This is a genomic window from Pseudomonas sp. CFBP 8772 (assembly GCF_014841665.1).
Classification (GTDB): Bacteria; Pseudomonadota; Gammaproteobacteria; order Pseudomonadales; family Pseudomonadaceae; genus Aquipseudomonas; species Aquipseudomonas graminis_B.
Window position 1 is genome coordinate 555178 of record NZ_JACYUI010000002.1, and the last position, 18641, is coordinate 573818.

Here is an 18641-nt window from a genome sequence, read left to right on the forward strand (position 1 = left end):
CTCGCGAAGGGGACGGTACATCCGCAGCATCACCTGCGTCTGACATTCAGCATTCGCGAGCAAGCTCGCTCCCACAGGGTTCAGCGCGATGGCCACTGAAGTATCAGATCATCGGCAGGTTCAGGCCCTGCTCTTTGGCGCAGTCGATCGCAATCTGATACCCGGCATCGGCATGACGCATCACGCCGGTGGCCGGGTCGTTGTGCAGGACGCGGGCGATACGTTCGGCAGCTTCATCGGTGCCGTCGCAGACGATGACCATGCCCGAGTGCTGCGAGAAGCCCATGCCGACGCCGCCGCCGTGGTGCAGCGAGACCCAGGTCGCGCCGCTCGCGGTATTGAGCAGCGCGTTGAGCAGCGGCCAGTCGGACACGGCGTCGGAGCCGTCCTGCATCGATTCGGTCTCGCGGTTCGGGCTGGCGACGGAGCCAGAGTCCAGGTGATCACGGCCGATCACCACCGGCGCCGACAGCTCGCCGCTGCGGACCATTTCGTTGAAGGCCAGGCCCAGCTTGGCGCGCTGACCCAGGCCGACCCAGCAGATACGTGCCGGCAGACCCTGGAAGCTGATGCGCTCACGGGCCATGTTCAGCCAGTTGTGCAGGTGCGCATCGTCCGGGATCAGCTCTTTGACTTTGGCGTCGGTTTTGTAGATGTCTTCAGGATTGCCCGACAGCGCGGCCCAGCGGAACGGACCGACGCCACGGCAGAACAGCGGACGAATGTAAGCGGGCACGAAACCGGGGAAATCGAACGCGTTGGTCACGCCAACTTCCTTGGCCATCTGACGGATGTTGTTGCCGTAATCGAACGTCGGCACGCCCATTTTCTGGAACGCCAGCATGGCTTCGACGTGCTCGGCCATGGATTGCTTGGCGGCCTTGACCACGGCGGCAGGCTCGGTGGCGGCGCGCTCGCGGTACTGCTCCCATGTCCAGCCTTTGGGCAGGTAGCCGTTGAGCGGGTCGTGGGCACTGGTCTGGTCGGTGACCATGTCCGGGCGCACGCCACGGCGGACCATTTCCGGGAGGATCTCGGCGGCGTTGCCGCACAGGGCGATCGAGATCGCCTTGCCTTCGGCGGTGTACTTGGCGATGCGGGCAAGGGCGTCGTCGAGGTCCGTGGCTTGCTCGTCGACGTAACGGGTTTTCAGGCGGAAATCGATGCGGCTCTGCTGGCATTCGATGTTCAGCGAGCAGGCGCCCGCCATCCCTGCCGCGAGTGGCTGCGCGCCGCCCATGCCGCCCAGGCCTGCGGTCAGTACCCAACGGCCCTTCAGGTTGCCGTCGTAATGCTGGCGACCGGCTTCGACGAAGGTTTCGTAGGTGCCTTGGACGATGCCTTGGCTACCGATGTAGATCCAGCTGCCGGCGGTCATCTGGCCGTACATCGCCAGGCCTTTAGCATCCAGTTCGTTGAAGTGCTCCCAGCTCGCCCAGTGCGGCACCAGGTTGGAGTTGGCGATCAGCACGCGGGGCGCGTTGCTGTGGGTCTTGAACACGCCGACCGGTTTGCCGGACTGCACCAGCAGGGTTTCGTCGTCGTTCAGGTTCGTCAGGCTCTCGACGATCTTGTCGTAGCACTCCCAGTTGCGCGCTGCTCGACCGATACCGCCGTAGACCACCAGTTCGTTCGGGTTCTCGGCGACTTCCGGGTCGAGGTTGTTCATCAACATCCGCAACGGCGCCTCGGTCATCCAGCTCTTGGCGGTCAGTTGCGTGCCACGGGCTGCGCGGATTTCCACATCGCGGCGTTTGGTCCATTGCTGAGCAGGGGTGTTGTGGTCAGTAGTCACTTAACAGTCCTCGATGATCGATCCGGCCTGGACGCGGGAGTCCGTGACGAACGTGGGAATAAGGTTCTGCATGAGTGCTGCCGTTGTAATCCGAACCGGCTGGGAACAGCTTTTATCGACTCATGCTTACTTGTACATACAAGCATATGCAACCAAGAGGCCAACGTTGCTTTTGCAGGTGCAGAAACCCCTTCGGCCCGCATTGCTGCGCGCTTGCCAAGGTTTCAGCCGTGCGAAGGCTTACGGATTCAAGGAAGGTGAAAAGAAGGGAATTGTTACTTTTCGGTGCGAACGCCCCAGCTCAGTGCATGACTGGGGTAACAGAAGAGTTATTTACGGAGCCACTGACCTGTGGGAGCGAGCTTGCTCGCGAAGCGGTTGATACATCCGCAAAATCTCCTGCTGATGTACTGCCATCTTCGTGAGCAAGCTCACTCCCACAGGGCCAGTGTCTGCAGCGCGATACCGTTGTGTCTGGACTCAATCAGTGCTGGGCCAGCTTGCTGCGCAACAGCCACACCCCGGCCAGCGCCGACGCGATCGAGCCCAGCAACACGCCCACTTTCACTTCATCGATCAGATGCGCTGCGCCCGGGAAGGCCAGGTTGCCGATGAACAGACTCATGGTGAACCCGATGCCGCAGAGCAGGGCCACGCCATACAGCTGGGGCCAGTTGCTGCCTTCCGGCAGCGTCGCCAGCCCGGACCGGATCGCCAGCACCGCGGCGAGGAACACGCCGATCTGCTTGCCGACAAACAGCCCCAGCGCCACACCCAGCGGCACCGGGTCGACCAGATTGCCGAGAGTAATGCCCGACAGGGACACGCCCGCATTGGCAAATCCAAAAATCGGCACCACCGCGAACGCCACCCAGTAGTGCATTTTCTCTTCAAGAAACAGCAGCGGCGAGCGGGCTTCTTCCTTGCGCGTGCCCAGCGGAATGCACAGCGCCAGGGCTACACCCGCCAACGTTGCATGCACGCCTGACTGCAGCACAAAGAACCACAACAACAGGCCGAGCAGCAGGTATGGCAGCAATCGCTGCACGCCCATGCGGTTCATGATCACCAACACGGCCAGCGTCGCGAAGGAGGCGCCCAGCATCGGCATGTTCAGGCCGGTGCTGTAGAACAGCGCGATGATGGTGACGGCGCCCAGGTCATCGAGAATCGCCAGCGCGGCCAGAAACACCTTCAGCGAGGTCGGCACCCGCTTGCCCAGCAACGACAGCACGCCAAGGGCGAAGGCGATGTCAGTGGCTGCCGGGATCGCCCAGCCGCTCATGGTTTCGGCGTTGCCCATGTTGACGCCGATGTAGATCAGCGCCGGCACCAGCATGCCGCCCGCTGCCGCGAAACCGGGCAGCGCACGCTGACCCCAACTGGCGAGACCGCCGGCCAATACTTCGCGTTTGATTTCCAGGCCGACCATCAGAAAGAAGATCGCCATCAGCCCGTCGTTGATCCACAGCTCGATCGACAACCCGCCCCAGACACTGTGCAGTGCGGCGAAATACGAGGGGGCGAGGGGGGAGTTGGCGACGATGATCGCGGCGAGGGCGGCGCCCATCAGCACAAGGCCGCCTGCCGACTCCGATGCAAGGAAACTGGCAAGAATGGCGAGGGCTCGTGGGCTTTCTTTATTGTCGTTGAGCATCGTCATGGTCGTCCTTGTGCTGGCGAAAAAAACGCAATCTAACACAGGGACGGCTGGACTCAGACGCGCGACAGCTCGATCACGCACACGCGGCTGGGGCGCGGGGCGTAGAGCACCGCTTCCACGAGCGCGCCCGGGGCGTTCTCCAATTGTAAGCAGTCATGTTTTTCGAGCATTTGCGGGGGGTGCTCGCCGATATTGGCGGCCATCTGCTCGGCGGTGCTGAACACCACGAACACGTCAGCCGAACTGAAAAACCGCTGGGGCTGCATCACGTCGATCCACTGCAGGCGCGCGCGGTAACGGGCTGGCGAATAGATCAGGTTGAAGTCGCGGATCGGGCCGTCGAGCAGCGTGCACGACACCGCGCTGTCGCCGCTGAACGCGAACGGATCGGACGGCAGCAGTGGCTCGCTGTCCTTCCCATCGATAGTCAGCGTCATGCCTGCACCTTGCAGCACGGTGATGATGCGCTGATAGCCAGCGAACACCGAAAAGCCGCCCGACTCGGCGATGTCGGCAATCGACAGCCGCCAGCCGAAACCTTCCAGGCCTTCGCCGGCATCGCGGGTGATTTCCTCGGTGCTGCCGCCGCCGTTTTTCCAAGGCATTCGCGGGTAGTCCGCAGCGCGCAGAACAGTCAGTTGAGTCATTTGCTGAAGCGTCCTTCCAGGCGGTGGCGTGAGCCGGGATGAATCAGGCGGGCAGCAGTCACCGGCTGGCGGCCGGACCAGGTGCGCCGACGCACCAGCAGGCACGGTTCGCCCTTTTCGATCTGCAGCAATTTACACTCGTCGGGCTCGGCGAGAATCGCCTCGACCACGTGCTCGCCTTCGGTCAGCGGCGCGACTTGGGAAAGGTAGGCGTAGGGCGTTTGTTGGGTGAAGTCCTGCTGCAGGTAGTCCGGCGCGACGAGGGCGTTGACGAAGCGGTCTTCGATTTGCACGGGAATATCGTTTTCGAAATGCACGATCAGCGAGTGAAACACGCGCTGGCCTTCACGCATGTCGAGCGCCAGCGCGCGTTCGGAACCGGCGGCTTCTTCGGTGAGAATGATGACCTGGCAGGTGTGGACATGTCCGCGAGCGGCGATCTCATCGGCAATGTTATGCACTTCGAACAGCGCGGATTGAGTCTTGGGCTCGGCGACGAACGTACCGACGCCTTGCATGCGCACCAACATCCCTTCGGCGGTCATCTCGCGCAGGGCGCGATTGATCGTCATGCGGCTGAAGCCCAGTTGCGTCACCAGTTCGCTCTCGGACGGCACGCGGTGGTGCGGCGGCCAGGTGCCGTTCTGAATCTGCTGGGTGATCATGTGCTTCACCCTGGCGTACAGCGGCGCCGGACTGTCACCCATCTGGGAAGCCAGCGGCAAATTGGCAGGCGGAGTCGGCACGGAGAAATCCTTGTTATGGCGTTATTCAGGCGAGAGAGGTTACAGCGTCCACGCTAACCATTAACACGTGTGCCGACAAGCGCGGCGCAGTTTACCGGCCATGTAAACGTCTGTATATGTATAGACAATTTCACGCAAGGGGTGCCGAGTCATGTCCGTTTTCTTTGCCGAACGCGCGTTGTTGCCCACCGGCTGGGCCAGCAACGTACGTTTCGAGGTCGGTGCCGATGGCCTGCTGAGCCAGGTGCAGACCGACGCCGAACGTGGTGACGCCGAGTGGCTCAACGGGCCGGTCGTGCCGGGCATGCCCAACCTGCACTCCCACGCTTTTCAGCGCGCCATGGCCGGTCTGGCAGAAGTGGCCGGCAATCCCAATGACAGTTTCTGGACCTGGCGCGACCTGATGTATCGCCTCGTCGGGCAGATCAGCCCGCAGCAGCTCGGCGTTATCGCGCGGCAGCTGTACATCGAGATGCTCAAGGGCGGTTTTACCTCGGTCGCGGAGTTTCACTACGTCCATCAGGACACCAGCGGCAAGCCCTACGCCGACCCTGCCGAGCTGGCGCTGCAGGTCAGTCAGGCCGCGAGTTCGGTCGGCATCGGCATGACCCTGCTGCCGGTGCTCTACAGCCACTCTGGTTTTGGCGGCCTGACGCCGAACGAGGGCCAGCGCCGGTTCATCAACAGCAACGACAGTTACCTGGATCTGCAGTCCCGCCTGAAGCCCGTCATCGCCGCGGAACCCGCCCAGGCGCTGGGGCTGTGCTTTCACTCGTTGCGCGCCGTGACGCCGCAGCAGATCAGCGAAGTGACGGCCGCCAGCGACCCTCATTGCCCCATCCACATCCATATTGCCGAGCAGCAAAAGGAAGTCGACGATTGCCTGAACTGGAGCGGTCGCCGGCCGCTGCAGTGGCTGTATGAAAACGTCGAGGTCGATGGGCGCTGGTGCCTGGTTCACGCGACCCATGCCGAGCCGGACGAAGTGGCATTGATGGCGCAAAGTCATGCGGTCGCGGGGCTGTGCCTGACCACCGAGGCAAATCTGGGCGACGGGATATTCCCGGCGGTGGATTACATCGCACAAGGCGGGCGTTGGGGCATTGGTTCCGACAGCCATGTGTCGCTGAGCGTGGTCGAAGAGTTGCGCTGGCTGGAATACGGCCAACGTCTGCGCGATCAGCGTCGTAATCGTCTGTACCGGCCGGATCAGCCGATGGTCGGACGTACGCTGTACGACGCGGCGCTGGTGGGCGGTGCGCAGGCGATGGGGCAACCGGTGGGCGCGTTGGAAGTGGGCAAGCGTGCGGACTGGCTGGTGCTCGACGGCAACGATCCGTATCTGGCAACCGCCTCGGGTGATGCCATTCTCAATCGCTGGCTGTTCGCCGGAAGTGATCGTCAGATCAGGGATGTGATGGTCAATGGTCGCTGGGTGATCCGCGACGGCCACCATGCCGATGAAGGGCAGAGCAGCCGTGCGTTCGCTCAGGTGTTGCGGGAGTTGCTGGGCTGAGTCAGTCCGCAGCCTTGCCTACTTTCGAATCCGCTACCCGCCAGATCAGCTTGGTCGTGTCGTAACCCTGTTGCTGCGCTTTCATCAGCAGGTCGTTGCGCACCCCATCCGGCACGTGAGGCGTGCGCGACAGCAGCCACAGGAACTTGCGGCTCGGGCTGCCCACCAGCGCCACTGTGTAGTCGGGGCTCACGTACAGCACCCAGTAATCGCCCTTCGCCACGCCCGGGAAGAGGTTCGAGAACCAGTTATCGAATACGACCCACAGCTTGTCGGTCTTGCCCTGAATCTGCGGTGAAGCGGTCCCGGTTGCCTGCTCCCACTTGCCCTCGAGGGTGCGGCAACGGTTGGTGACGGCAATGTTCCCGTCAGCCTTCAGCGTGTAGTGCGCTTCGGACTGCGCACAGTTGCGCTGGAAGAACATCGGCAGCCGCGCCACCTCGTACCAGGTGCCTTGATAACGCTTGAGATCGACATGATCAACCGTCTTAGGCGCCATGGATTCGCTTTCAGGCTTGACCGCACAGCCAGCCAGCCAAACTGCCGCTATCGCCACGGCGCCGAGCTTCAGTGCCTGACGAATATTCATTCAAGCCCCTGCGCTGAGAACAGTACGACCTTGTCGGCGGCGTACTGGACGCTGATGAATGTCTTCGCATCGCCCCACGTGCAACTGGACATCCCCAACGCGCCGGAGCACTCGGTTGGACTGCCGAGCAATTGCTCGACCTGCGCCTTAGCCATGCCGGCCGAGATTTTCGAGTAATTTTCCTGAGTCACTTTGCTGCAGGCCGCCAGCAATACGCAGAACGACAACACCGCGAGAGTGCGCAAAGACATGAGATGAAACTCCTGAATCCAATGGGGGAGGCAGCGACGCAGCGCCCGGCGATAGCCGCACAGCGCCGACGTGATGCCGCAAGTTTAGAAGAGAAAAGGCGAGGACTGGTTCCGAGGGGCATAGATTTATCCATCGGGCGTGCCCCCCACCAGACAAACAGCCTCACGGTATGAACCAAATTCAGACTAAAATCAGTTTTTTGGCAGGGGAGTCGGACAGATGAAATTTTCATCGCAAGTCAAACCGATCAGTTATTTGAAAAGTCACACTGCAGAAATCGTAAAAAACATCTCAGAAAGCAGGGAGCCTATGCTGATCACCCAAAATGGTGAGGCAAAGCTTGTGGTGATGGACGTCAAGTCCTACGAAGAGCAAATGGAAACTTTCGCACTGCTGAAAATATTGGCGTTAGGAAGCAGGGAAATCGAGAAGGGCGAGTATGAAAGCGTTGAAGATGTTTTTGATGAGCTAGAAAGGATTGGCAAGGAATGAGTTTGAAGGTCGTCATTCTCAACTCCGCAAAGCAGGATTTGAAAGAGCTCCGCAGTTATGTATTGGCCAGATTCTCTGACTCAGTATGGTCAGATACCTCGATGCAGCTAAAGAAAGCGATGCAGCTGCTGGCCGTTGCCCCATACGCAGGGGCCGTCCCTGAAGAAATCGAGATGCTGAACCTGAATGAATATCGCCAGGTTGTGTCCGGTAAAAACCGCATTATTTATGAGATCAGGCAGGAGCTTGTATTTATTCACGCAATAATTGATGTACGCCGAGATATGGTCTCGCAGCTGACGAAGCGCCTGCTACACATCAGTCATTAACGTTTTATCGCGGTTCTTTGGTCATGGCTGTTGCGAGATCTGGAATTCAGATTGCGAAATGACATAAATCCGCCAACAAGGGTGATGGCCGCAAAAGGCGGCCATTCAGAACCTTATTCCTTGTGATACGCCGTTGCGCGTTCCACTTCTTCTTTCGAACCCAGGAACACAGCAACACGCTGGTGCAGGCCTTCGGGCTGAATGTCGAGGATGCGCTGATGGCCGTCGGTCGACGCGCCGCCGGCTTGTTCAACCAGGAACGACATCGGGTTGGCTTCGTACATCAGGCGCAGCTTGCCCGGCTTGGACGGCTCGCGGGAATCGCGCGGGTACATGAACAGACCGCCACGGGTCAGGATGCGGTGGACGTCGCCCACCATCGCCGCGACCCAACGCATGTTGTAGTTCTTTTTCAGCGGGCCGTCTTCGCCCGCCAGCAGCTCTTCGACGTAGCGCTTGACCGGGGCTTCCCAGTGACGCTGATTGGACATGTTGACCGCGAATTCCTGAGTGGACTCCGGGATCTTGATGTCTTCGTGGCTGAGGACAAAGCTGCCCATCTCACGGTCCAGGGTGAAGCCTTTGACGCCGTCACCCAGGGTCAGCACCAGCATGGTCTGCGGGCCATAGATGGCGTAACCGGCGGCGACTTGCTGAGTGCCAGGCTGCAGAAACGCCTTCTCGTTCAGCGCTTCGTTCTGGCTCAGGTACTCGTTCGGGCAACGCAGCACCGAGAAGATCGTGCCGACCGGCGCGTTGATGTCGATGTTGGACGAGCCGTCCAGTGGGTCGAACACCAGCAGGTAGGCGCCTTTCGGGTATTTGCCGGGGATCTGGTAGGCGTTGTCCATTTCTTCGGACGCCATGCCCGCCAGGTGACCACCCCATTCGTTGGCTTCGAGCAGAATCTCGTTGGACATCACGTCCAGTTTCTTCTGCACTTCACCCTGCACGTTCTCAGTGCCCATGCTGCCAAGCACGCCGCCCAGGGCGCCTTTGGATACCGCGTGGCTGATCTCTTTGCACGCGCGCGCCACGACTTCAATCAGAAAGCGCAGATCGGCAGGGGTGTTGTTGGTGCGGGTCTGCTCGATCAGATAACGACTCAAGGTAACGCGGGACATGGAGAGCTCCGAAATGGGGGATAAAAACGCGCACAGTCTAGCGTGAGCGGAAATTTAATACTGCCTGTCAGACCGGGTAGGTAGTGATTCAGTTCACGGGCTACATCCTGGTGGGACCGGCTTTAGCCGGGAAGAGGCCAGTGTGAACACCAAAAATCCTGCAGCGTGACGACCGACGCCTTCCCGGCTGAAGCCGGTCCCACAAGGGATCGCCGTACCCAGTCGCATCGGTTGTACGTTAAGCGTAACGCGATCAGGGTGACGAATTGGCGGGCATCGTCTGCAATTTTTTCGATGCCGGGGCGATTCAGCGTCATCACCCCGACACTTATAATTTGGCGCGTTGTTTTGCGCGTTACTTTCTACGCGACCCGCGCAGTGTGCCAAGCGCCATCCATGCCAGAAAAATCACCCCGAGTATCAGCACGGCCCACAGACCGATGCGCTTCATGTCGGGACCACTGGCCTCCACGGGCGCTGCCGGAGCAACCGGCGCCACAGGTGTGGCGGCCATGGACGCGCTGCCCAGTGCTGCCAGCTTCTCCGGGCTGACACCGGGAATCAGCGTCGCCAGTGGCAACGCCGCGCTTTTCACCGTGGCGTTGCCGACGGCCAGGCTGTAAGGCGGCGCGCCGCGACCGAGGAAGACCAGTTGCGTGGCGCGCACGGCAAAGCTCAGCGTCGGCGCGTCATTGCCCAGGCCGCCGCCGCGGTCATCGACCTCAAGTTTAAGCTGCTGCACGACATTGCCGGGCAGCTCCATTTCGTCCTGCACAACGTCCTGACCGTTCTGGCTGAGCCGATAAAGCAGGCCGTTGTCGATCAACTCCCACGCTGCGTTGCTGTCACGACGCCCATAGAGCGTGGCAGGCGCGAGGCTGTTGGGTTGCGCGATGTCGATCCGCATGCGTTCCAGCGGCAGGGCCACCGGCAGTTGCCACACATACACGCCAGGTTTTTCGACGCGGCCATTGATGGCCGGCGACCAGCTCAACGGCAGCACGCCGGGCTGCGTGCTGATCAGTTGCACGGCGTTCAGCGTCGGCGCGGACAGGGGCGATTTCCACAGCAGACGCAGATAGCGGGCGCTGCGCCCCGGCAGATTGACGACGCGCTGCTCAACCAACTCTTCAGCAAATGACAGCCTCGCGACCTGACCCTCGCCCCAGCGCTGCCAGTGCTGAAGGTCGTCGCTGGCCTCGATGCTGAACCGCTGAAAGCCGTCGCGCTCGCTGCTCCAGTCCAGAATCAATTGATCCAGCGGCGCGTTGATCGCGCTGGTGTCGAGCAACCAGCCGCGCAGAATCTCTTCGCCCGCCTCGATCTCACCCTGGGGCTGCACCTCCACCAGCGTGCCGTTGGGCGTTCGCTCGACGCGGATTTTCGGCTCGGCGTCTTTCGCGGCATCACTGTTGTACAGCGGGAACCACTTCACCGAGACCGGGCTTGCGTCGGCTGCACGCTGGGGCGGGCTTTGGGTGATTGCGTAGGGTTGGGCCTGGCCGTCTGCGTTGAAAACGCGCACATCGTTGAGAGTGCTCTGGCGCGCGTTCAACTGCACGCCGAGGGGCAATTCCAGCCGATACCAGGGCCCTTCGCCGCTGACGGTCAGCGGCGCGTGGGTGGTGAAATCATCCGGCAGATCCTCCGCCTGGCTGAGCGGGGCCGCGCACAGCAGCGAGCCCAGCAACGGGGCAAGCAGGGCGGCCTTGATGACGAACTGACGACTCAACTGAACACTCCTTACGCGCTTCATTTCGATGCCCGGTCCGCCGCGTCGGCGTCGGTCAGACCCTCGCTTCGAGCCGGATGCCGGGGCGGCAGGGGGGCGAAATATCCCACCACCAGCAACAGAACGCCAACGCCGATAAAGGAAATGATCCGCTCCAGACCACCACGATTGCTCAGCTCGACGAAGAACAGTTTGGCCACGACGACCCCGATCAGTGCGGCGCCGGCAATCCACAGGTCCCGACGCGCGCGCAGATGGCCGCCGATCATCAGCGCCAGCGCGGTCAGCGTCCAGACGATGGAAAGCCCGGCCTGCACACGCATCGATTCAAACAGCGCGTCGGGGTACCAGGCCACGCCGGCCCAGTGATGGGCCGTGCGCAAAACCATGGTGGTGATCAGTGCGAACAGCGATGCGCCGGCAATGACCAGCGCCGCTTTCTGAGCACGCCCCTCGCTGACGCCCAATTGCGGAAGTTGCTGGCGGGTCCAGCTGACGATGCCGGTCAGCGTGATCAACAGGCCCAGTTCCAGCGGGTTCAGCAATGGAAGATAGGGCAGGGGGGCGGCAGCGCCTTCGCTGAACCCGTTCGCCAGCCAGAACCAGGCGAGCATCAATGCAGCCAGCGGCGCCGCAGCCCAGACGCGGTACTCACGCGGATACGCACTGACAGGCCAGAGCCACGTGCGGGAAGCCGTCATCGCCAGCAAGTACAGGCTCGGCAGCAACGCCCAGCCCAGCCAGCGCCAGGCGTTGTACGCCTCCGACAACACCAGCAGTCCGTAACGAAGTTGCAGCGAGAAAACGCTGATGATCAGCCAGCAGCCGAGCACATGGGCTCCACTGCGCAGGCGCGGGAGCAGCAGTTTGTCGAGCTTCTTCAAGGAACACAGGTGAACCGCAAACACCGCGAGCCAGCCCAGCCAGCCCCAATCGGCGGCAGGGTTGTAATAGGCGTTGAAGCTCATCAGCACGAGCAACACAGCGCTCATCGGCGTCAGCAGCGTGGACAGTTGAGCGATTCCGGTCCAGTTCAGGCGCAGGGCTGCCATGGTCCACAGCCCAACGCTAACGGCGCCCAGCACCAGCAACGTCGAGAACACGTTCGGGCCTGCTACGTAGTCAGTCATGATGAACAGCGCTACGGACCACCAAAGCGTTCCCCACATCAGCAACGCAGGTTGCAATACACGCTTGCTTAGCGACAGACGCAAAGTCCCGATGCGCTCCACGGAGAACGCGCTGACCAGACCAGCGAGTGCGATGATCAAGGGGGTCCAGAAATCCCCCTTATTGAACGTCGGCACATACCAGCGCCCGACCACGCCCAGAAACGCGATCCCCGCGCCCAGTTGCAGCAGCAGGCCGAAACCCCGTGCCAGCAAGCGGTTCTGACGCATGCCGAGCCAGAACACCGCCGCGCCTTCGACCGCCCAGGCGACCGTCGTCCATTGCGCGCTGAGGCCGAGGGGAATCGCCAGCGTGCCGAAGACAACGCCCAGCGACAGGCACGTTTCGACCAGCAGCAACGCCCGACCCGGTGCGCGCCCGGCCAGGAACCGAGCGATGCCCATGTACAGCAAGCCCAGCGCCAGTGCGCTCAACGCAGCGCCGAATTCGCTGTGTTGAACGAGCGCGTACTGCAGGCCGAAGCCGACGATGGGTGTGCCGAACAACAGGCTGCCGTCGACGTAGTGGGTCTGACGCGAGGACCCGCGCAGGATGGCTTCCCGGCTGTCGTCGTCGGGCCCGGCGGCGTGTTCTTGCAGCGTGCGCCGGGCGAACAGCAGGCCGATGGCCAAGTACATCAGGAAGAACAGGATCAGGAAGGGTTCCGTGCTCCAGAACAGCTCGGGCGTGTACGCGCCCATGCCCCAGGCGAAGCCGATGCCGAACGTGCCGATGAAGCCGATCAGGTTCAGCGGGCGCCAGGCCTTGAACCACGCGATGGCGAAAATCCCGGCGTTGAGCAGGGCGAAATAACTGAACAGCGCGACGTGACTGCCGTCGCCGGAGGATGTCAGCAGCGGCGCGGTAAATCCGCCCAGAGCGGCGACGCAGGCGAGGGCCAGAGAGTTTTGCGTGGCGGCGAGAATGGCCGAAAACACGGTGACCGCCACCAGCAGGCTGAATGCCATCCCCGGCGCCAGCAAGGTGTGGACTTTCATGGCGGCGAACACGGTCAGGTACAGCACCGCAACGCCCGTCCCCTGCAGCATCAGCGCGAAGGATTCATTGCGATGACGCAGCCCCCAACCCAACCCCAGCAGCGCCAAGGCTGCCCCCGCGACACCGGCATAACGGGCTTCGATCGGGACGACCATGCCTTCGGTGGCGTAGCGCAGCAGGAACGCCAGGCCGAGAAACAGCAATACGACGCCGACCCGCAGCACGGTGTTGCCACCGAGCAGCCAGTTTTTTGCGCGCATGAAGGCGCTGTCGAACAGGTTTTGCTCGGCAGGGGCGGGCTGGGTTGAAGCGGGCAGGGAGGCGGATGCAGCAGCGGGCGCGTAGCTCGGGGCTGTGGGTGATGGCGCCGGTGCAGGGCGACTCCATTCCGAATCGCCAACGTCCGAGGCGGCCGGCTCGAGGTCCGGTAGATCCCACAGCAGCTCCGGGCCATCGTTTGCGATGGGCTGAACATTCAACGGCGCGGACACGGGTGCATCCGGCAACTGGGCGGCGGCGGAATCCAGCTGGCTGAGGCGTTGTTGTACGGCGTCGAGGTCCTGCCGGGTCTTGGCAAGTTCGGCTTTCTGCACGGCGGTTTCCCGCGTCAATGCACTCAGCCGGAAGCTCAAGCCCGCCGCCAGGCCAATGACCGCCCCGACCGCGCCGCCCAACAGCGACCCATCAAGAAGCGCTCCGATCACCAGACCGGCCAGCAGAAGAATCCATTGCACGCGACGACATCCCTTTTCAGCCGATCAACAGCGATGGCGAAAAGTATATCGGGCATCAGGAAAGGGGAAACATTTTGTGTTGGGGAGGGGAGCCAAGTAAAAAAGGACTGCGGTGGAAGTGCGGAGGAAGGGGGATTGGTGGAAGGGGGCTGATTTATTTACTGGTGGAAGGGGACTGATTTATTTACAACGCTTCACCGTAAATTAATCTGTCCCCGCCCAAGCGTTTCTGGTGAATGAAAGTAAGTCTTCGCGAGCAAGCTCGCTCCCACAGGATTTGCATCTGCCTCGAAACCGAGCGGTGTGGCCGGGGTGGAAGCGGGGTGGAAGGGGACTGATTTATTTACAACGCTTCACCGTAAATTAATCTGTCCCCGGCCAAGCATTTCTGGTGGATGAAAGTAAGTCTTCGCGAGCAAGCTCCCACAGGATTTGTACTTGCTGCGAGAGCGAGCGGTCACATCGAGGTGATCGTCTCGGTTGAGACAATCACCTCACACGCCCTTAATCCAGCGCGTTCCAGATTTCGGTCGCGTACTCGCGGATGGTCCGGTCCGAAGAGAACCAGCCCATGCGCGCAGTGTTGAGCACCGCCGAACGCCACCATTCTTTCGAATCGTGCCAGCGCGCTTCGACCTTGGCCTGGGCGTGCCAGTACGACTCGAAGTCAGCGCACACGAAGAAGCGGTCGTAGTTGATCAACTGATCGATCAGCCCGGCGTAGCGATACGGATCATCCGGCGAGAACACCCCGCCCCGGATCGCTTGCAGCACGTCATTCAAGCGCCCGGACGCTGCGATGTCCTGATGCGCGTTGAACTCACCGGCATGCTTGCGTGCTTCGACTTCCTGCGAGGTCATGCCGAAGATGAACATGTGCTCCAGACCGACCTGCTCGCTCATCTCCACGTTGGCGCCGTCGAGGGTACCGATGGTCAGTGCGCCGTTGAGGCCGAACTTCATGTTGCTGGTGCCGGACGCTTCCAGGCCCGCCGTGGAAATCTGCTCCGACAAATCCGCCGCCGGAATGATGCTTTCCGCCAGGCTGACGTTGTAGTTGGGCATGAACACCACTTTCAAACGGCCCCGCAACGTCGGGTCATTGTTGACCGTGCGCGCGATGTCGTTGGTCAGCTTGATGATCAGCTTGGCCGAGTGATAACTGGCCGCCGCCTTGCCGCCGAAGATCTTCACGCGCGGCACCCAATCGGTGCTCGGGTCGGCACGCATGGCCTGATACAGCGCCACGGTGTGGAACAGGTTAAGCAACTGACGCTTGTACTCGTGGATGCGCTTGACCTGTACGTCAAACATCGCCTCAGGGTTAATCACGATGCCCAGGCGGTCCTGAATGATCGTGGCCAGAGCCTGTTTGCTTTGCAGGCGTTGAGCGGCAAATTCCTGCTGGAATCGTGGGTCTTCAGCCAGCGGCTCCAGTTTCAGCAGCGCGGTCTCGTGGTTGTCGAGTACCTGCTCGCCGAGCTCCTTGACCAGCATGGAAGTGAGTTGCGGGTTGGACTGGAACAGCCAGCGGCGGAAGGTGATGCCGTTGGTTTTGTTGTTGATGCGGTCCGGGTGCAGCTTGTGCAGATGAGCGAAAACGGTCTTGCGCATCAGCTGCGTGTGCAGCGCCGACACACCGTTCACACTGTGTGAGCCAAGGAACGCCAGGTTACCCATGCGCACGCGACGGCCGTTGTCTTCTTCGATCAGCGAGACGGCGCGCAACAGGTCGAACAGGCCAGGATCGTCTTTGAAGTCCAAGCGGACCTTGTCGATGTGCTGGGCGTTGATCATGTAAATGATCTGCATGTGGCGCGGCAGCATGCGTTCCATCAGGCCGACCGACCAGGTTTCCAGCGCTTCAGGCAGCAGCGTGTGGTTGGTGTACGCCAGGGTGCCGACGGTGATGCGCCAGGCCTCATCCCATTCCACGTCGTGCAGGTCGATCAGGACGCGCATCAGCTCCGCCACGGCGATCGACGGGTGGGTGTCGTTCATCTGGATGGCAACGTGTTCCGGCAGGCTGCCGATGCTGTAGCCCATGTTCTTGTGGCGGCGCAGCAAATCCTGCAACGACGCCGAGACGAAGAAGAATTCCTGACGCAGGCGCAGTTCCTGGCCGGCCTCGGTGCTGTCGTTTGGATACAGCACGCGGGAAATACTTTCGGCCCGCACCACTTCCGCCACCGCACCGACGTGGTCGCCGGCGTTGAAGCGTTCCAGATGCAGGTCTTCCACGGCGCGCGCGCGCCACAGGCGCAGCGTGTTCACCGCTTTGCCGCGCCAGCCCACGACGGGCGTGTCGTAAGCAATCGCGCGAACGGTTTCGCCTGCGGTCCAGACCTGACGGGTTTCGCCCGAGGCGTCCAGCACAGGTGCGCCGGCTGCATCAAGCAGAGGCTGCACGCTGCCGCCAAAGCCGATCTGGTAAATCACTTCAGGACGTTCGAATTCCCACGGGTTACCAAAGTCCAGCCAATTCTCGGTCTGCTCCTGCTGCCAGCCATCGACGATGGCCTGACGGAAGAGGCCGTGCTCGTAACGAATGCCGTAGCCATGGCCCGCAATGCCGAGGGTCGACATGCTTTCCATGAAGCAGGCGGCCAGACGACCGAGGCCGCCGTTGCCCAGTGCAGCGTCAGGCTCCAGCGAGCGAATCTGCTCCAGGTCGACGTTCAGGCCTTTCAACGCTTCGCGCGCGGTTTCGAGGATGCCCAGGTTACTCAGGCTGTCGAACATCAGACGGCCGATCAGGAACTCGAGGGAAAGGTAATAGACACGCTTTTTTTCCTGCCGATAGACGTAGCGCGTGTGGTTCATCCAGCGCTCGGCCATTTTGTCGCGAGTCGCCAGCGCGATGGCCATGAACCAGTCATGGTCGAAGGCATGGTCGGGGTCTTTACCGACGGCATACTCGAGTTTGTTCAGCACAGCTTCTCGGAAGGCTGCCACTTCAGCGTCACGAACGTTGGGTTCCGGAGACATCGGGTACGACCTCAAGTTGGTTTGACGATTAAATGGGTGGGTTGACTGTAGGGCGTGTCACTGGTTATTTCCTCCCGGTCGGACGGAAAATACGCGGTTGCACAACCCTCGGTTCGACTCGAACAAGCTACCCCGGTTCGCCGTCATTGCACATCGAAGGCAATTCTCTGGCGCATTCCCCCGTATCTGGAGACGCCTTGCATTGATCGTTCCACTCTGGCGTTGATCTTGCTCATGTTTTGCTGTCAGCGGGCATGTGCCTGTGAAACAGGGGATAACAGTTGGCCGGAATGAGGCGGGCATGTTCATTCGCCGATTCAGGTTTATGATGCCCAACGGCAGATAGACCGCAGCCCCTGAACTGGACTTTTGGAGCACCTATGCAGACTTTGTACCCGCAGATCAAACCTTACGCCCGGCACGATCTGGCGGTGGAAGAGCCGCATGTACTGTATGTCGATGAAAGCGGCTCGCCGGACGGCCTGCCCGTCATATTCATTCACGGGGGGCCGGGTTCGGGATGCGATGCACAGAGCCGCCGTTATTTCGATCCTAATCTCTATCGCATCATCACCTTCGATCAGCGCGGCTGCGGTCGTTCAACGCCACATGCCAGCCTGGAAAACAACACCACCTGGCACCTGGTCGATGACCTCGAACGCATCCGCACCCACCTGGGCATCGACAAATGGGTGGTGTTCGGTGGCTCGTGGGGTTCGACGCTCTCCCTGGCCTACGCGCAGAAGCACCCGGATCGGGTCCATGCTTTGATTTTGCGCGGCATCTTTTTGAGCCGGCCCCAGGACATCAAGTGGTTCTACCAGGAAGGCGCGAGCCGGCTGTTCCCGGATTACTGGCAGGACTACATGGCGCCGATCCCGCCGGACGAGCGCCACGACGTGCTCGCCGCATTCCACAAACGCCTCACCGGCAATGATCAGATCGCCCAGATGCACGCCGCCAAGGCGTGGTCCACATGGGAAGGGCGCACCGCTACATTGCGTCCGAACCCGCAGGTGGTCGACCGCTTCACCGAACCCCATCGCGCCTTGTCCATTGCGCGCATCGAATGCCATTACTTCACCAATGGTGCGTTCCTCGAAGAAAACCAGCTGATTCGCGACATGCCGAAAATCGCCCATCTGCCGGGCATCATCGTCCATGGCCGCTACGACATGATCTGCACGCTGGACAACGCCTGGGAGCTGCACCAGGCGTGGCCGAACAGTGAACTGCAGGTCATCCGCGAAGCCGGTCACTCGGCGTCCGAGCCGGGCATCACCGATGCGCTGGTGCGGGCGGCGTCAGAAGTGGCGCGCCGTTTGCTGGATCTGCCGCCGGAAGAGGCATAAATGAAGGCCTTGCTTCAGCGCGTTTCCCAGGCGCGCGTCGACGTTGCCGGCCAGACCATTGGTGCGATTGATCAAGGTTTAATGGTCCTGATTGGCATCGAGCCTCAAGACACGCCGGCCAGCGCCGACAAGATGTTGCACAAGCTGCTTAACTATCGGGTATTCAGTGACGCCGACGGGAAGATGAATCTTTCGTTAATCGACGTTAATGGCGGCTTACTGCTGGTCTCTCAGTTCACACTGGCGGCAGATACCAAGAGCGGGATGCGGCCGAGCTTTTCAAAAGCTGCACCCCCGGCCCTCGGCGCCGAGCTGTTTGGCTATTTGGTGACGAAGGCCAAAAGCTCCCACGAGACGGTGGAAACGGGCCAGTTTGGTGCAGATATGCAGGTGCACCTGATCAATGATGGCCCTGTGACATTTTTGCTTGAAACCTGAGCACCCCGGTCTTTTTGATGGCCCCGGATTTACTGGCTTCAAACGCAATAAATAGTTTGCGTCCCCTGATGCGTT

The 18641-nt window shown here is 61.2% G+C and carries 15 protein-coding genes; 5 read left to right on the top strand and 10 right to left on the bottom strand.

The annotated features are described in order from the left end of the window. Window positions 1-103: 103 nt before the first annotated feature. From hutU to hutC, 4 genes are all read right to left on the bottom strand, one after another. Window positions 104-1795 (bottom strand): urocanate hydratase, encoded by a 1692-nt coding sequence (gene hutU / locus IFT99_RS06260; RefSeq protein WP_192130870.1) that lies wholly within the window; start codon window positions 1793-1795, stop codon window positions 104-106. Between the two features lie 484 nt (window positions 1796-2279). Beyond that, window positions 2280-3452, bottom strand: coding sequence for a Na+/H+ antiporter NhaA (gene nhaA, locus IFT99_RS06265; protein ID WP_410928353.1), 1173 nt, complete (start codon window positions 3450-3452; stop codon window positions 2280-2282). 59 nt (window positions 3453-3511) lie between these two features. Next, complete coding sequence (locus IFT99_RS06270; RefSeq protein WP_192130874.1) at window positions 3512-4105, bottom strand: HutD/Ves family protein; 594 nt, start codon at window positions 4103-4105, stop codon at window positions 3512-3514. Continuing rightward, window positions 4102-4812 carry a histidine utilization repressor gene (gene hutC / locus IFT99_RS06275; RefSeq protein WP_167355769.1) on the bottom strand — a complete coding sequence of 237 codons (711 nt, stop codon included), beginning with the start codon at window positions 4810-4812 and terminating at the stop codon, window positions 4102-4104. Before hutC ends, IFT99_RS06270 begins: the two co-directional genes overlap by 4 nt. A 190-nt stretch (window positions 4813-5002) precedes the next feature. Here hutC and IFT99_RS06280 point away from each other — a divergent pair, with 190 nt between their 5' ends. Further along, window positions 5003-6367, top strand: a complete 1365-nt coding sequence (locus IFT99_RS06280) for a formimidoylglutamate deiminase (RefSeq protein ID WP_192130876.1) — start codon at window positions 5003-5005, stop codon at window positions 6365-6367. A 1-nt stretch (window position 6368) separates the two neighbouring features. Here the strand turns inward: IFT99_RS06280 and IFT99_RS06285 are convergent, their stop codons facing one another. Both IFT99_RS06285 and bamE read right to left on the bottom strand, forming a co-directional pair. Beyond that, window positions 6369-6956: a lipocalin family protein gene (locus IFT99_RS06285; RefSeq protein ID WP_065986689.1), complete on the bottom strand. Its 588-nt coding sequence runs from the start codon at window positions 6954-6956 to the stop codon at window positions 6369-6371. Then, window positions 6953-7207 carry an outer membrane protein assembly factor BamE domain-containing protein gene (gene bamE, locus IFT99_RS06290; protein ID WP_192130878.1) on the bottom strand — a complete coding sequence of 85 codons (255 nt, stop codon included), beginning with the start codon at window positions 7205-7207 and terminating at the stop codon, window positions 6953-6955. Before bamE ends, IFT99_RS06285 begins: the two co-directional genes overlap by 4 nt. A gap of 220 nt (window positions 7208-7427) precedes the next feature. Here bamE and IFT99_RS06295 point away from each other — a divergent pair, with 220 nt between their 5' ends. Both IFT99_RS06295 and IFT99_RS06300 read left to right on the top strand, forming a co-directional pair. Continuing rightward, complete coding sequence (locus IFT99_RS06295) at window positions 7428-7700, top strand: type II toxin-antitoxin system Phd/YefM family antitoxin (protein ID WP_065986686.1); 273 nt, start codon at window positions 7428-7430, stop codon at window positions 7698-7700. After that, the gene (locus IFT99_RS06300) at window positions 7697-8029 is read left to right on the top strand and encodes a type II toxin-antitoxin system RelE/ParE family toxin (RefSeq protein WP_122533959.1); all 333 of its coding nucleotides are present in this window, start codon (window positions 7697-7699) and stop codon (window positions 8027-8029) included. Before IFT99_RS06295 ends, IFT99_RS06300 begins: the two co-directional genes overlap by 4 nt. 113 nt (window positions 8030-8142) lie before the next feature. Here IFT99_RS06300 and IFT99_RS06305 read toward each other — a convergent pair whose 3' ends face one another. The 4 genes from IFT99_RS06305 to IFT99_RS06320 all read right to left on the bottom strand — a co-directional run bounded on the left by IFT99_RS06305 (window position 8143) and on the right by IFT99_RS06320 (window position 16776). Then, the gene (locus IFT99_RS06305; protein ID WP_065986681.1) at window positions 8143-9153 is read right to left on the bottom strand and encodes a class 1 fructose-bisphosphatase; all 1011 of its coding nucleotides are present in this window, start codon (window positions 9151-9153) and stop codon (window positions 8143-8145) included. Between the two features lie 355 nt (window positions 9154-9508). Continuing rightward, window positions 9509-10855: a DUF3999 domain-containing protein gene (locus IFT99_RS06310; protein WP_244656918.1), complete on the bottom strand. Its 1347-nt coding sequence runs from the start codon at window positions 10853-10855 to the stop codon at window positions 9509-9511. 50 nt (window positions 10856-10905) lie between these two features. Beyond that, on the bottom strand, window positions 10906-13788 hold the full coding sequence (locus tag IFT99_RS06315; protein ID WP_192130882.1) for a DUF2339 domain-containing protein: 2883 nt from the start codon (window positions 13786-13788) through the stop codon (window positions 10906-10908). A gap of 504 nt (window positions 13789-14292) precedes the next feature. Continuing rightward, window positions 14293-16776 carry a glycogen/starch/alpha-glucan phosphorylase gene (locus IFT99_RS06320; protein WP_192130884.1) on the bottom strand — a complete coding sequence of 828 codons (2484 nt, stop codon included), beginning with the start codon at window positions 16774-16776 and terminating at the stop codon, window positions 14293-14295. Window positions 16777-17156: 380 nt separating this feature from the next. Here IFT99_RS06320 and pip point away from each other — a divergent pair, with 380 nt between their 5' ends. Next, window positions 17157-18128 carry a prolyl aminopeptidase gene (pip, locus tag IFT99_RS06325; RefSeq protein WP_065986673.1) on the top strand — a complete coding sequence of 324 codons (972 nt, stop codon included), beginning with the start codon at window positions 17157-17159 and terminating at the stop codon, window positions 18126-18128. Beyond that, the gene (gene dtd / locus IFT99_RS06330; RefSeq protein WP_065986671.1) at window positions 18129-18566 is read left to right on the top strand and encodes a D-aminoacyl-tRNA deacylase; all 438 of its coding nucleotides are present in this window, start codon (window positions 18129-18131) and stop codon (window positions 18564-18566) included. Window positions 18567-18641 lie beyond the last annotated feature (75 nt).

What these genes read in the sequence shown, in the direction of transcription:
- bamE (WP_192130878.1), bottom strand. Translation starts at nt 7,207, where the DNA reads ATGTCTTTGCGCACTCTCGCGGTGTTGTCGTTCTGCGTATTGCTGGCG.
- hutC (WP_167355769.1), bottom strand. Translation starts at nt 4,812, where the DNA reads ATGGGTGACAGTCCGGCGCCGCTGTACGCCAGGGTGAAGCACATGATC.
- IFT99_RS06270 (WP_192130874.1), bottom strand. Translation starts at nt 4,105, where the DNA reads ATGACTCAACTGACTGTTCTGCGCGCTGCGGACTACCCGCGAATGCCT.
- pip (WP_065986673.1), top strand. Translation starts at nt 17,157, where the DNA reads ATGCAGACTTTGTACCCGCAGATCAAACCTTACGCCCGGCACGATCTG.
- dtd (WP_065986671.1), top strand. Translation starts at nt 18,129, where the DNA reads ATGAAGGCCTTGCTTCAGCGCGTTTCCCAGGCGCGCGTCGACGTTGCC.
- IFT99_RS06295 (WP_065986686.1), top strand. Translation starts at nt 7,428, where the DNA reads ATGAAATTTTCATCGCAAGTCAAACCGATCAGTTATTTGAAAAGTCAC.
- IFT99_RS06320 (WP_192130884.1), bottom strand. Translation starts at nt 16,776, where the DNA reads ATGTCTCCGGAACCCAACGTTCGTGACGCTGAAGTGGCAGCCTTCCGA.
- IFT99_RS06285 (WP_065986689.1), bottom strand. Translation starts at nt 6,956, where the DNA reads ATGAATATTCGTCAGGCACTGAAGCTCGGCGCCGTGGCGATAGCGGCA.
- nhaA (WP_410928353.1), bottom strand. Translation starts at nt 3,452, where the DNA reads ATGCTCAACGACAATAAAGAAAGCCCACGAGCCCTCGCCATTCTTGCC.
- IFT99_RS06305 (WP_065986681.1), bottom strand. Translation starts at nt 9,153, where the DNA reads ATGTCCCGCGTTACCTTGAGTCGTTATCTGATCGAGCAGACCCGCACC.
- IFT99_RS06300 (WP_122533959.1), top strand. Translation starts at nt 7,697, where the DNA reads ATGAGTTTGAAGGTCGTCATTCTCAACTCCGCAAAGCAGGATTTGAAA.
- IFT99_RS06280 (WP_192130876.1), top strand. Translation starts at nt 5,003, where the DNA reads ATGTCCGTTTTCTTTGCCGAACGCGCGTTGTTGCCCACCGGCTGGGCC.